This is a genomic window from Enterobacter hormaechei subsp. hoffmannii, assembly GCF_001729745.1.
GTDB classification, from domain to species: Bacteria; Pseudomonadota; Gammaproteobacteria; order Enterobacterales; family Enterobacteriaceae; genus Enterobacter; species Enterobacter intestinihominis.
The window spans coordinates 1865146-1878440 of the sequence record NZ_CP017186.1 but is presented as its reverse complement, the minus strand read 5'-3'; the positions used below and the strand labels follow the sequence as shown (position 1 = coordinate 1878440).

Here is a 13295-nt window from a genome sequence, read left to right as displayed (position 1 = left end):
TTCCTGTGTGTATTTATTAGCGTTTATCTAACAGTGAAGTAATGGCATCGCCGCAGAACTGGATAATGAACACGATGATCAGAATGGTCACCGTTGCCACCAGCGTGACGTCACCATGGTTGCGCTGGAATCCTTCCAGATAAGCCAGATTTCCCAAACCGCCGGCACCTATCACCCCCGCCATTGCGCTGTAGCTCACCAGCGCAATCAGCGTCACCGTCATACCTGAAACCAGTGCGGGTGAAGATTCCGGCAGTAAAACCCGAAACACTAACGTGCTCAGCCGCGCGCCCATCGAACGCGTGGCTTCAATTACCCCTTTATCCACTTCCCGCAGGGCAATCTCGACCAGACGGGCGTAAAACGGCGCGGCGCCCACAATCAGAGCGGGCAGCGCAGCGTTAGCGCCGAGAATGGTCCCCACAACGGTCTTGGTGAACGGGATCAGCAGAACAATGAGAATGATGAACGGAATCGAGCGGAACACGTTCACCACAATCGACATCACGCTGTAGACCGTGCGGTTGTGGAATAACCCGCCGCGGGCGGTTAAAAACAGCGCCAGACCGAGCGCGATCCCCAGAACAAACGTCGCCACGCCGGAAAGCGCGGTCATGTAGAGCGTCTCCTGGGTTGCAGCCCAAAGTTGATCCCACTTCAGGTGCGGAAAGAGTTCTTCAGCCATGCTTGATTACCTCGCCTTCAATATCGCTTTGCTTCAGGTCGGCGAGGATATTGTTCAGTTGTTCATCCGATGCCACCACGTGCACCCAGAGCTGCCCGAAAACACCGTGGGCGGTTTGCGTCATTTTGCCGTGCAGGATGTTAAACGGCAGGCCGTAGCGCAGGGTCAGTTCACCGACGATCGGCCTGTGCGTGCTGTGCCCGGTGAAGGTGAGCTTGATGACCGCGCCCTCCAGCTCATTTGCCAGTTCGGTATTGAAGGTCTCTTCCTCCGCGTACTGGCTCACCTGGCGGACAAACTGCCGGGTGATCGGCTGCTGAGGATGCGTAAACACGCTCAGCACCTCCCCCTCTTCCACCACCTTGCCGTTCTCCATTACCGCCACGCGGTCGCAGATTTTGCGCACCACATGCATCTCATGCGTAATGAGTACGATGGTCAGGTTAAAACGACGGTTAATGTCCAGGAGCAGATCGAGGATCTGATCGGTGGTCTGCGGATCTAGCGCCGAGGTGGCTTCGTCACACAGCAGTACGTCCGGATGATTGGCCAGCGCGCGGGCAATGCCCACACGCTGTTTTTGCCCGCCGCTCAGCTGCGACGGGTAGGCATTCTCGCGTCCCTTCAGGCCGACCAGCTCCACCAGCTCGGCAACGCGAGCCTGAATTTGCGCTTTTGGCACACCGGCAATTTGCATTGAAAAGGCGATGTTTTCCTTCACCGTGCGCGACCAGAGCAGATTAAAGTGCTGGAACACCATGCTAATTTTCAGGCGTGCCTGACGCAGCGCTTCTCCCTTCGCGGCGGAGATATCCTGACCGTTAATAGTGACGCTGCCGGCGCTGGGCTTTTCCAGACCGTTCAGCAGACGGATAAGCGTACTTTTCCCGGCCCCGCTGTAACCAATGATCCCGTAAATCTGTCCCTGCTCTATCGTCAAATTGACGTTATCAACGGCTGTCAGCGCCAGCTTCCCGTTGTCAAAAACCTTCGAAATATTACTGAGTACGATCATTCTTATTCGTTATCCGTTACGCATATAGCGGTTTAGCAGTATGGATGTCCAAAAGATAGTAAACAGCCGTTATCAGCTTTTAAATGACCAAAAAAGAATTTCTTATAATGCGGCGGAATAAGCAGCGAACTGGCGGGTGAAAAGCATTTAGATGAATATCTGCAATAATTATCTGCCTTTTGCATATCAGGTCTCATTCATCCGACGAAATTGGTTAATTTTTCAGCACCATGTACTGATATAGCCATCCTCACATCCGGACAACTTTACGTCTTGCTGTCTTTCCACCCAAAAACATAAGGATTATTCCTTTATGTTCTAAAACCCAGTGAAACGTTCTTTATTGAGAAAATTTCATGGTCCTATCATCCGGTCATCACCTCTTCACAGGACATGACCATGACGCTTTACCACTCCGTCACCGAACTAATTGGCCATACGCCACTCATCCAGCTGCACAAGCTGGATACCGGCCCCTGCTCGCTGTTTCTGAAGCTGGAAAATCAGAATCCAGGCGGCTCGATTAAAGACCGCGTCGCGCTGTCGATGATTAACGAAGCCGAGCGTATGGGGCAGCTACGGCCCGGCGGCACCATTATTGAAGCCACGGCGGGGAACACCGGCCTGGGGCTGGCGTTGATTGCGGCGCAAAAGGGATACTCGCTGATCCTGGTGGTGCCGGACAAAATGAGCCGCGAGAAGATTTTCCACCTGCGCGCGTTAGGAGCGCAGGTCGTGCTGACCCGTTCAGATGTGAATAAAGGGCATCCGGCCTACTACCAGGATTATGCCCGGCGGCTGGCGAACGAACTGCCAGGCGCGTTTTATATCGACCAGTTCAATAACGCGGCCAATCCGCTGGCGCACCGCACCACTACCGCACCGGAACTGTTTGAACAGCTTGTCGGCCAGATCGATGCCATCGTCGTCGGCGTGGGGTCGGGCGGTACGCTGGGTGGCTTACAGGCGTGGTTTGCAGAACATTCGCCGCAGACGAAATTTGTGCTTGCCGATCCGGCCGGGTCGGTGCTGGCGGACCAGGTTGAGACCGGACGCCATCACGAGGCCGGATCGTGGCTGGTTGAGGGGATTGGCGAAGACTTTATCCCTCCGCTGGCGCACATCGAAGGGGTTAACCGCGCCTGGCGCATTACCGATCGCGAGGCGTTCACCACCGCCCGCGATCTGCTAAAAACGGAAGGGATCCTGGCAGGCTCCTCCACCGGCACGCTGCTGGCGGCGGCGCTGAAATATTGCCAGGCGCAGACTACGCCAAAACGTGTGGTCACCTTCGCCTGCGACAGCGGCAATAAATACCTCTCGAAGATGTTCAACGACGACTGGATGCGCCAGCAGGGGTTGATTTCGCGTCCGCAGGCAGGCGATCTCTCGGACTATATTGCCCTGCGCCACGATGAAGGCGCGACGGTGACTGCCGCCCCGGACGACACGCTTTCCACCGTGCTGGCCCGCATGCGCCTGTACGACATCTCCCAGTTGCCGGTGCTCGATAACAACAAGGTCGTCGGCATCATCGACGAGTGGGACCTGCTGCGACACATTGAGGGAGATGCCGATCGCTTCTCTCTCCCCGTGACGGCGGCCATGACGCGTCAGGTCGAATATCTGGATAAGCAGGCCCCGGAGAGCGCCCTGTACGCCGTCTTTGACCGTGGCCTGGTGGCGATTATTTATGACGAAGACCGCTTTCTGGGTCTGATCACACGCAGTGACGTACTCACCACCTGGCGTAACCGCCTGACGAAATAAAAGGAGCAAAAGATGAAAAACCTGGCCACCCTCAGCGTTCACAGCGGTGAGTATCACGACACGCACGGCGCCGTGATGCCGCCAATTTACGCCACGTCGACGTTTGCGCAACCGGCACCGGGTGAACATACCGGCTACGAATACTCCCGGAGCGGCAACCCAACCCGCCATGCGCTGGAGACCGCCATCTCCGAACTGGAAGGCGGCACGCGCGGGTACGCCTTCGCGTCAGGGTTGGCGGCCATTTCCACCGTGCTCGAACTGCTGGATAAAGACAGCCATATCGTTGCCATTGACGACGTGTATGGCGGTACGTATCGCCTGATCGAAAACGTGCGCAAGCGCAGCACCGGGTTACAGGTGAGCTGGGTTAAGCCGGACGATGTAGCCGGACTTGAGGCCGCCATTCGCCCGGACACCCGCATGATCTGGGTGGAAACGCCGACGAACCCGCTGCTGAAACTGGCCGACCTGGAGGCCATCGCAGACATTGCCCGGCGCCATAATGCGATCAGCGTGGCGGATAATACCTTCGCCTCCCCGGTCATTCACCGGCCGCTGGAGGCGGGGTTCGACATTGTGGTTCACTCCGCCACCAAATATCTCAACGGTCATTCAGACGTGGTTGCCGGGCTGGCTGTTGTCGGGGCAAATAAGGATCTCGCGGAGCGTCTGGGCTATCTGCAAAACGCGGTTGGCGGCGTTCTGGATCCGTTCAGCAGCTTCCTGACGCTACGGGGGATTCGCACCCTCTCCCTGCGCGTTGAGAAGCACAGTGCCAACGCGCTGGCGATTGCGCAATGGCTGGAGCAGCATCCGCAGATAGAGAGCGTGCTCTATCCCGGGCTGGAGTCACACCCCCAGTATGCGCTTGCCCGCAGACAAATGGCGCTGCCGGGCGGCATGATCTCCGTTGTGATTAAAGGCGATGCGCAACGCGCGACAGAGGTGATTCGTCATCTTACGCTCTTTACCCTGGCGGAAAGCCTGGGCGGGGTGGAGAGTCTGGTGAGCCAGCCCTACAGCATGACCCACGCCTCCATTCCACTGGCGCAGCGTCTTGCAAACGGCATTGTGCCGCAGCTGATACGCCTGTCGGTGGGGATTGAGGATGCGAAGGATCTGATCGCCGACCTTCAACAGGCGCTGGAAAAGTGAGCAAAAAACGGCGGGCGTTGCGCCTGCCGTCATAAGATGACATTAGGCCTTAACGCCTTGATAACAAACTTATGTGAATCTGCACAGATTGTTTTTGAAACGCTGTTTCCATTTTCCTTTTTACTGTGAATCAGCGTATAATGCGCGCCAAATCCCTGGTGAATGGTTTCAGCGCTTGGAATACAAAAAACAACGTACAACTTCTCCTCTCATTCGTTGGTCTGGCACTCAGGCACACTTTCTTCTGCACGCTCATTTGATGTCACCTATTCTTAGTGCGTGTCATATACTCTTTCGCAACACAGGTTTGACTCCGCGGCGGTGCGCCCCCGGAGCGAGATTTCCATATCCTTCCCAACTTAAAGACTAAGACTGTCATGAAAAAGACGAAAATTGTTTGTACTATCGGCCCGAAAACCGAATCCGAAGAGATGCTGAGCAAAATGCTGGATGCCGGCATGAACGTGATGCGTCTGAACTTCTCCCACGGCGACTATGCTGAACACGGTCAGCGTATTCAGAACTTGCGCAACGTGATGAGCAAGACCGGGAAAAAAGCGGCAATCCTGCTCGACACCAAAGGTCCTGAAATCCGCACCATCAAACTGGAAGGCGGTAACGACGTTTCCCTGAAAGCGGGCCAGACCTTCACCTTCACCACCGACAAATCCGTTGTAGGTAATAACGAAATCGTTGCCGTGACCTACGAAGGCTTCACCAGCGATCTGTCCGTTGGCAACACCGTGCTGGTAGATGACGGCCTGATCGGCATGGAAGTGACCGCGATTGAAGGTAACAAGGTTATCTGTAAAGTGCTGAACAACGGCGATCTGGGCGAAAACAAAGGCGTTAACCTGCCGGGTGTGTCCATTGCTCTGCCAGCGCTGGCTGAAAAAGACAAACAAGACCTGATCTTCGGCTGCGAACAAGGTGTGGATTTCGTTGCGGCGTCCTTCATCCGTAAACGTTCTGACGTGGTTGAGATCCGTGAGCACCTGAAAGCGCACGGTGGTGAGAACATCCAGATCATCTCCAAGATCGAAAACCAGGAAGGCCTGAACAACTTCGACGAAATCCTTGAAGCGTCTGACGGTATCATGGTAGCGCGTGGCGACCTGGGCGTAGAAATCCCGGTTGAAGAAGTGATCTTCGCGCAGAAGATGATGATCGAGAAATGTGTTCGCGCGCGTAAAGTGGTTATCACCGCAACGCAGATGCTGGACTCCATGATCAAAAACCCACGCCCTACCCGTGCTGAAGCCGGCGACGTGGCGAACGCCATCCTCGACGGTACCGATGCCGTTATGCTGTCTGGCGAATCTGCAAAAGGGAAATACCCTCTGGAAGCGGTCGGCATCATGGCGACCATCTGTGAGCGTACCGACCGCGTGATGAAAAGCCGTCTGGATTACAACAACGACAGCCGTAAACTGCGCATCACCGAAGCCGTGTGCCGTGGTGCGGTAGAAACCGCCGAGAAACTGGAAGCCCCACTGATTGTCGTGGCGACCCAGGGCGGTAAATCTGCGCGTGCCGTGCGTAAATACTTCCCGGATGCGACCATTCTGGCGCTGACCACCAACGAAACCACCGCGCGTCAGCTGGTGCTGAGCAAAGGCGTGATCCCACACCTGGTGAAAGAGATTGCCTCTACCGATGATTTCTATCGTCTGGGTAAAGAAGTGGCTCTGGAACTGGTTGATTGTGGCCTGGCTCAGAAAGGCGACGTGGTGGTTATGGTTTCTGGTGCACTGGTACCAAGCGGTACAACCAACACTGCATCTGTCCACGTACTGTAATATTTCACGAACAAATTATTGTTTTGTTAAAAAGCGTCCTTCGGGGCGCTTTTTTTATTCCCGCCATTAACCAGAACTATTCAAAAAGCAAATCGGGTTTTTCTATTTAATCGCGATTTATCTAAGATGAATCCGATGAAAAATGCCTTTTTTAACATAGCTTTTTCGTCAAAATTGCCGATTTCGTTGCTTCTTTGAGCGAACGATCAAAAATAGGCGTAATCCCATCAAAAAAATATTCTCAACCCAAAAAACTTTGTGTAATACTTGTAACGCTACATGGAGATTAACTCAATCTAGAGGGTATTAATAATGAATCGTACTAAACTGGTACTGGGCGCGGTAATCCTGGGTTCTACTCTGCTGGCAGGTTGCTCCAGCAACGCTAAAATCGATCAGCTGTCTTCTGACGTTCAGACTCTGAACGCTAAAGTTGACCAGCTGAGCAACGACGTGAACGCAATGCGTTCCGACGTTCAGGCTGCTAAAGACGACGCAGCTCGCGCTAACCAGCGTCTGGACAACCAGGCTACTAAATACCGTAAGTAATAGTACCTGTTAATAAAATGGCGCACATTGTGCGCCATTTTTTTTGCCTTCGTCAAACCGCTACTGAAGCGCTCTCTCTCCCTCGCCTTCCGTCACCGCCGCTGAGACACGACTGTTCTGAACCGACAGGACAGAATTGCTGGCTGACGAACCATTGGCTGCTGAAACGGCAACCGGGATCCCGGCTCTGCGCGCCAGAGCTTTGTCGATTAGCGTTTTATCGCTACCTGATTCCGCTGCGAAGGCGGTAAACGCCGCCGAGTGCGTGAACGGCACCGTCTGTGGGTTTTCGCCCTCAGCCTGCGCCAGCGGCCTGTGCACCTCGATATAACGTTTGCCGTCCGGCTCGACGGAGAACTTAACCGGCTCATTGATAATCTGCACCCGCGTGCCGACGCGCACTCGTTCAAACAACGCTTTGATATCCGGCGCGTTCATTCGCATACAGCCCGAACTGACCCGCAGCCCTACGCTGTCCGGCGCGCTGGTGCCATGAATAAGATATTCCCCATTCCCGATGCCCAGACGCAGCGCAAAGCGCCCCAGCGGGTTATTTGGCCCTGCGGGTACCACAGGCGGCAGTTTAATGCCCTGCGCCAGTGAGCGCGCTCTGATGCCCGCTGTAGGGGTCCAGGTAGGGTTAGGGATTTTCTGACTCACACGGGTGGTGCTGACCGGTGTTTCCAGCCCAAGCTGACCAATACCCAGCGGATAGACCTGCACGATATTTTCGCCAGGCGGATAGAAGTAAAGACGCAGCTCCGCCAGATTCACCACAATGCCCTCACGCTCGGTGTCCGGGAGCAGCATCTGGGAAGGAATGGTAATGACCGTTCCTGGCGCAGGGTTTACCGGTGCAATGGTATTATTGGTTTCAAGGATAAGCTGTGCGGCGGTATTAAACCGACGAGCGATAGCCTGGAGCTTATTGTCGCCTTCCTGAATGGTGTATGTCTGATTTTGCCCAATCAGGCGGCTGCCTGCGGGCGGTAAAGGATAATCAACCGCCCTGGCTGAATTAACAGCACTGAGCGAACCAAGGAGTAATAGAGTTATTAGAGACGCGCGCTTCATGCTGAGATTCCTTATTCACTGACCAAACGTCAGAAAGCTGAAAAACCAGCGAGGTGGAAACCACCCCGCGAAACAGAATGAATGCTGTTCTGTCAGTTTAGCTAAGGATTGTGGCTTTGGCGCGTATGGCGCGGATCATCGCTTCCAGTCCCTGGGAGCGGGACGGGGTGAGGTGTTGGGTTAAGGCCATTTTTTCAAACCACGGGCGAACGTCAAAGGCGAAAATATCCTGCGCCGACATCTGGTGATAAAGAATAAATACGACGGCAATAAGCCCCTTCACAATGGCCGCATCGCTGTCACCCTGTAAATCGATTACGCCATCATCCGTCTGCTGCATCTGGATCCAGACCTGGCTCTGGCAGCCCTGAATGATGTTGTCCGGGTTATGCGCCTCTTCGCTGAGCGGCGGCAGGCGCTGACCTAGCTCGATAATATAAAGGTATTTCTCTTCCCAGTTTGCGCAACGCCCAAAGTTACGCAGCAATTTATCTCTGTCCGGCAAATCTGCCATCTCACGCCTCTCCGTTAGCCAAGCAGCTGGTGAATACGTTTCAGTCCCGCCACCAGTCTGTCGACCTCTTCCGTTGTGTTGTACATCACCAGCGATGCGCGGCACATGGCCGGTACCTGATAATACGCCATCAGTGGCATCGCGCAGTGATGCCCGGTACGTACGGCGACGCCGTAATTATCCAGGAAACTGCCCACATCATAAGCGTGATGCTTGCCGAGGTTGAAGGCTATCACACCCAGACGGTCAGCAGGGCCATATGAGGTCAGATCCGGGACGCCGGCAAGCTCCTGCAAAGCATATTGCATCAGCAGCTGTTCGTACTCCTGAATCGCCGCCAGCCCCGTTTCAGAGACGTAGCTAATGGCCGCGCCCAGCCCGATGATCCCGCCTGTGTTTGGCGTGCCCGCCTCGAAGCGCCAGGGCGCCCGGGCGTAGGTTGTGCCTTCCGTCAGGCTGACGGTGGCAATCATTGACCCGCCCCCTTCCCACGGCGGCATGGCCTGGAGAATATCCTCCTTCACATACAGCACGCCGATGCCCGTCGGACCATACAGCTTGTGCCCGGAGAAGACGTAGAAATCGCAGTCCAGAGTCTGTACGTCAACCGCATGGTGCATCACCGCCTGGGCGCCATCAATCAACACTTTCGCACCGGCCTGATGGGCTTTGTCGACGATCAGCGCCACCGGATTTTCCGTCCCCAGCACGTTTGAAACGTGGGTCACCGCTACCAGCCGCGTTCTGTCGTCAAGCAGGGCGTCCAGCTGTTCAAGCTGAAGCGTACCGTCTTCGTTTAGCGGGATCACCCGCAGTTGCGCCCCCATACGCTCACAGAGCATCTGCCAGGGCACGATGTTAGCGTGGTGCTCCATCTGGGTGATGATGATGTTATCCCCCGCGTGCACCTGCGCATTGCCCCAGCTGTTAGCCACCAGGTTGATCCCTTCGGTGGTGCCACGCACGAACACCAGCTCTTCCGGCGAACGCGCGTTGAGAAACGCCGCAACCTGCGTGCGCACGTTTTCCATGCGCTGGGTCGCCTCGGCGCTCAGAGTGTGGATCCCGCGATGGACCGCCGCATAACCGTGGCGGTAAAACTCGGCTTCCGCATCCACCACCTGATTCGGTTTTTGCGCGCTGGCCGCACTGTCGAGATAGGCCAGCGGCAGACCGTTCACTTCACGGGTCAGTACCGGAAAATCTGCCCGGATTTTCTCTACGGGAAATGTCATGCTTCGCCTCCAGGCAGCCGCTGACCGATACGGGCCAGCACCTGCTGTTTAAGTCCGCCATCGGGCAGCGCTTCCGTCAGCTCAGCCGCAAAGGCGTAAATAATCATCTTTTGCGCGGCCTGCTGGTCTATTCCGCGAGAGCGCAGGTAGAACATCTGCTCATCGTCAATACGTCCGACCGTTGCGCCGTGGCTGCATTTCACGTCGTCCGCATAAATTTCCAGCTGTGGTTTGGTGTCCACCTCTGCCAGACGTCCCAGCAAAAGGTTGTTGTTGGTCATCTGCCCGTCAGTTTTGATGGCGTGCTGCGCCACATTGATCAGGCCGTTAAACACCGCACGTCCTTTGTCGCTGACGATGGTTTTGTGCAGCTGACGGCTGTTGCAGTAGCCTTTGTTATGCTCAAGCCAGGTGCGCGTGTCGCATACTTCTGACTTCACCGGCATTGCCAGGCTGTTAATACGCAGCGTAGTGTTCTCACCGTTCAGCTGGGTGCTGGTATTGTGGCGCAGCACCGCGCCGCCAAGCAGGAAGCTGTGGCTGTACGCCGCGGCATCCTGGCCCAGCAGAATATCGTTGTGGGCGAAGTGGTGACTGAGCGGATTCTCAAACGCCAGCTTGATATGGTGCAGCTGGGCGTTGGCCGCCACGTTCATCGTCAGACGCGAGCCGGTAAAATGGCGGGTGTCGTTCAGACTAACGTAATGCTCAATTACCGTCGCTTCTGCCCCTTCTGCCAGCTCGAGATGGTGGCGATAGTGGGCGGTGTTGATCTCGCCGCCCTCAACACCCTGGGTGATATGCATCAGCAGCAGCGGTTTCGCCGGGCGCTGGTTACGCTTAACGTGAATATGGGTGACAGACTGAGACAGGCTCTCTGTGAGGTGCAGAAAGACGTCAGGCTGGAACGGAGCACTCAACGACTGGCGCTCGTCGTTAATGGCGATATCGAACCCGCTCTCCTGTACGCTGTCGCTGAGTTCCTCACGAAACTGCCCGTCTACAAACACCAGACGCACGGCATCCACGCTCAGCGCCAGCACATCGCGCTGACCGGGGCTAACCTGCGCCAGACGGGTGACAAACTCGCCGTTCAGCAGGCCGTCCAGCGGGGTATATTTCCAGTTCTCATGCTTACGCGTCGGTAAACCGAGACGCAGCATCTGCTGGAGATGGTGCTGAGCCTGTTCAGAGCGCGCTCCACCCTGCGCTTCAAACAGCCGGTGCCACTGCTGGAGTGCATTACTGCTGTTCGGTAAGCCAGCCATAACCCTGCTCCTCCAGTTGTTTAACCAGCGTAAAGTCACCGGATTTCACAATGCGCCCCTGATAAAGCACGTGGACATAGTCCGGTTTGATGTAGTCCAGAATACGCTGGTAGTGAGTCACGATAATAAATGAGCGGTTACCATCACGCAGAGAGTTTACGCCGTCGGCAACGATCTTCAGGGCATCAATATCCAGCCCTGAATCGGTTTCATCGAGAATGCACAGCTCCGGCTCAAGAACCGCCATTTGCAGAATATCGTTACGTTTTTTCTCACCGCCAGAAAAACCCACGTTCACCGAGCGGGTGAGCAGATCTTCGGGCATTTTCAGCAGCTTGATTTTCTCTTCCATCAGATCCTGGAAGTCAAAGCGATCCAGCGCCTCAAGCCCGCGATACTTGCGCACCGCGTTCAGCGCGGTTTGCAGGAAGAACTGGTTGCTGACGCCCGGGATTTCCACCGGATACTGGAAGGCCATAAAGATGCCCTCACCGGCACGCTCTTCAGGCGACATCTCCAGCAGATCCTTGCCGTTAAACTCAACGGAGCCGCTGGTGACCTCATAATCTTCGCGTCCTGCCAGCGTCGCTGAAAGCGTACTTTTCCCGGAGCCGTTTGGCCCCATGATGGCGTGAACTTCACCCGGTTTAACGTCAAAATTGAGCCCACGAAGGATCTCTTTCTCTTCCACGCTAACCTGTAAATCTTTAATGCTTAACATGTGCTTTCCTTAACCGACGCTGTGTTCAAGACTAATGGCGAGAAGTTTCTGGGCTTCAACGGCAAATTCCAGCGGCAGTTCAGAGAACACGTCCTTACAGAAGCCGTTAACAATCATTGAAATCGCATCTTCTTCACTGATCCCGCGTTGCAGGCAGTAGAACAGCTGATCTTCACCAATACGTGACGTAGTCGCCTCATGCTCGAGCTGGGCGCTGTTATTGCGGCATTCGACATAGGGGAAGGTATGCGCCCCGCAGTCCGCACCAATCAGCATGGAGTCGCACTGGGTAAAGTTACGTGCGTTGGTGGCTGTCGGCATGATTTTCACCAGCCCGCGATAGCTGTTCTGGCTGTGACCGGCAGAGATCCCTTTGGAGATGATGGTCGATTTGGTGTTTTTACCGATGTGGATCATCTTGGTGCCGGTATCGGCCTGCTGATGACCGCTGGTCAGTGCCACGGAGTAAAACTCACCGATGGAGTTGTCGCCGCGCAGAATACAGCTCGGGTATTTCCAGGTAATGGCGGAGCCGGTTTCTGACTGCGTCCAGGACATCTTACTGTTTTCACCTTCGCACAGCGCACGCTTGGTGACGAAGTTCAGAATACCACCGGTGTTGCCATCGCCCGGGAACCAGTTCTGTACCGTAGAGTATTTCACTTCCGCGTCTTTATGGATGATCACCTCTACCACCGCCGCGTGCAGCTGGTAGCTGTCGCGCACCGGCGCCGAACAGCCTTCGATATAGCTGACGTAGCTGCCTTCATCGGCCACCAGGATGGTGCGTTCAAACTGGCCGGTTTTTTCCGCGTTGATGCGGAAATAGGTCGAGAGCTCCATCGGGCAGCGCACACCTTTAGGCACGTAGATAAAGGTGCCGTCTGACGCCACCGCCGCATTCAGTGCCGCGAAGAAGTTATCGTTACTGGGTACCACGGTGCCAATGTACTTTTTCACCAGCTCCGGGTGATCGTGAATGGCTTCCCCAAAGGAGCAGAAAATTATCCCCTGCTCCGCCAGCTTTTCACGGTAGGTGGTTGCCACCGAGACGGAGTCAAAAATGGCGTCCACCGCCACCTCTTTACCTTCGCGCACGGGCACGCCGAGCTGATTGAAGGCCTCTTCCACCTCTTTACTCAGGAAGCTGTTCTCGGCACCGGTTTGCTGTACCGCGCCGGGCTGCGAGGCACAGGTATCATCGCAGCTGCCGCATGAGGGCGCGGAGTAATAGCTGTAATCCTGATAGTTCAGCTTATCGTAATGCGCTTTCAGCCAGTGGGGTTCTTCCATCTCCAGCCACGCGCGGAATGCGCTCAGGCGAAACTCCAGCATCCACTCCGGCTCGTTACGTTTGGCCGAAATAGCGCGTACGACCTCTTCGTTGATGCCTTTCGCCAGCTCGTCAGTTTGCAGCTGCGTGAAGAAACCCTCTTTATAGTTGAGGTGTCCGCCGCTCCAGGTGTTTACATCACTCGTTGCTTCAGTATTACGAGACATAGTACCG

The 13295-nt window shown here is 55.4% G+C and carries 13 protein-coding genes; 5 read left to right on the top strand and 8 right to left on the bottom strand.

Annotated elements, in window-relative coordinates:
* Positions 1-16 precede the first annotated feature (16 nt).
* Together BFV65_RS08845 and BFV65_RS08840 are read right to left on the bottom strand one after the other, a co-directional pair.
* A complete protein-coding gene (locus tag BFV65_RS08845; RefSeq protein ID WP_017384621.1) occupies positions 17-685 on the bottom strand; it encodes a methionine ABC transporter permease in 669 nt (222 codons plus the stop codon).
* Entirely contained in the window at positions 678-1700 is a 1023-nt protein-coding gene (locus tag BFV65_RS08840) for a methionine ABC transporter ATP-binding protein (RefSeq protein ID WP_023299939.1), read from the bottom strand. The genes BFV65_RS08845 and BFV65_RS08840 overlap by 8 nt, the downstream gene beginning before the upstream one ends.
* A gap of 399 nt (positions 1701-2099) precedes the next feature.
* On the opposite strand from BFV65_RS08840, the gene BFV65_RS08835 reads away from it, so the two are divergent.
* From BFV65_RS08835 to lpp, 5 genes are all read left to right on the top strand, one after another.
* Positions 2100-3470 (top strand): pyridoxal-phosphate dependent enzyme, encoded by a 1371-nt coding sequence (locus BFV65_RS08835; RefSeq protein ID WP_069596483.1) that lies wholly within the window; start codon positions 2100-2102, stop codon positions 3468-3470.
* A gap of 12 nt (positions 3471-3482) precedes the next feature.
* Positions 3483-4628 (top strand): trans-sulfuration enzyme family protein, encoded by a 1146-nt coding sequence (locus BFV65_RS08830; protein WP_038415920.1) that lies wholly within the window; start codon positions 3483-3485, stop codon positions 4626-4628.
* 73 nt (positions 4629-4701) lie between these two features.
* On the top strand, positions 4702-4998 hold the full coding sequence (ynhH, locus tag BFV65_RS23545) for a protein YnhH (RefSeq protein ID WP_418744693.1): 297 nt from the start codon (positions 4702-4704) through the stop codon (positions 4996-4998).
* 7 nt (positions 4999-5005) lie between these two features.
* Entirely contained in the window at positions 5006-6427 is a 1422-nt protein-coding gene (gene pykF / locus BFV65_RS08825; RefSeq protein ID WP_015570703.1) for a pyruvate kinase PykF, read from the top strand.
* 312 nt (positions 6428-6739) lie between these two features.
* A complete protein-coding gene (gene lpp, locus BFV65_RS08820) occupies positions 6740-6976 on the top strand; it encodes a murein lipoprotein Lpp (protein ID WP_001082307.1) in 237 nt (78 codons plus the stop codon).
* Positions 6977-7036: 60 nt separating this feature from the next.
* Here the strand turns inward: lpp and ldtE are convergent, their stop codons facing one another.
* The 6 genes from ldtE to sufB form a co-directional block, all read right to left on the bottom strand.
* Positions 7037-8050: a L,D-transpeptidase LdtE gene (gene ldtE, locus BFV65_RS08815; RefSeq protein ID WP_069596482.1), complete on the bottom strand. Its 1014-nt coding sequence runs from the start codon at positions 8048-8050 to the stop codon at positions 7037-7039.
* Positions 8051-8147: 97 nt separating this feature from the next.
* A complete protein-coding gene (gene sufE / locus BFV65_RS08810) occupies positions 8148-8564 on the bottom strand; it encodes a cysteine desulfuration protein SufE (protein WP_069596481.1) in 417 nt (138 codons plus the stop codon).
* 14 nt (positions 8565-8578) lie between these two features.
* A complete protein-coding gene (gene sufS / locus BFV65_RS08805) occupies positions 8579-9799 on the bottom strand; it encodes a cysteine desulfurase SufS (protein WP_069596480.1) in 1221 nt (406 codons plus the stop codon).
* The gene (sufD, locus tag BFV65_RS08800) at positions 9796-11067 is read right to left on the bottom strand and encodes a Fe-S cluster assembly protein SufD (protein WP_069596479.1); all 1272 of its coding nucleotides are present in this window, start codon (positions 11065-11067) and stop codon (positions 9796-9798) included. The genes sufS and sufD overlap by 4 nt, the downstream gene beginning before the upstream one ends.
* On the bottom strand, positions 11042-11788 hold the full coding sequence (gene sufC, locus BFV65_RS08795; RefSeq protein WP_022647874.1) for a Fe-S cluster assembly ATPase SufC: 747 nt from the start codon (positions 11786-11788) through the stop codon (positions 11042-11044). The genes sufD and sufC overlap by 26 nt, the downstream gene beginning before the upstream one ends.
* Positions 11789-11797: 9 nt before the next feature.
* Positions 11798-13288 carry a Fe-S cluster assembly protein SufB gene (gene sufB / locus BFV65_RS08790; RefSeq protein ID WP_003857739.1) on the bottom strand — a complete coding sequence of 497 codons (1491 nt, stop codon included), beginning with the start codon at positions 13286-13288 and terminating at the stop codon, positions 11798-11800.
* Positions 13289-13295 lie beyond the last annotated feature (7 nt).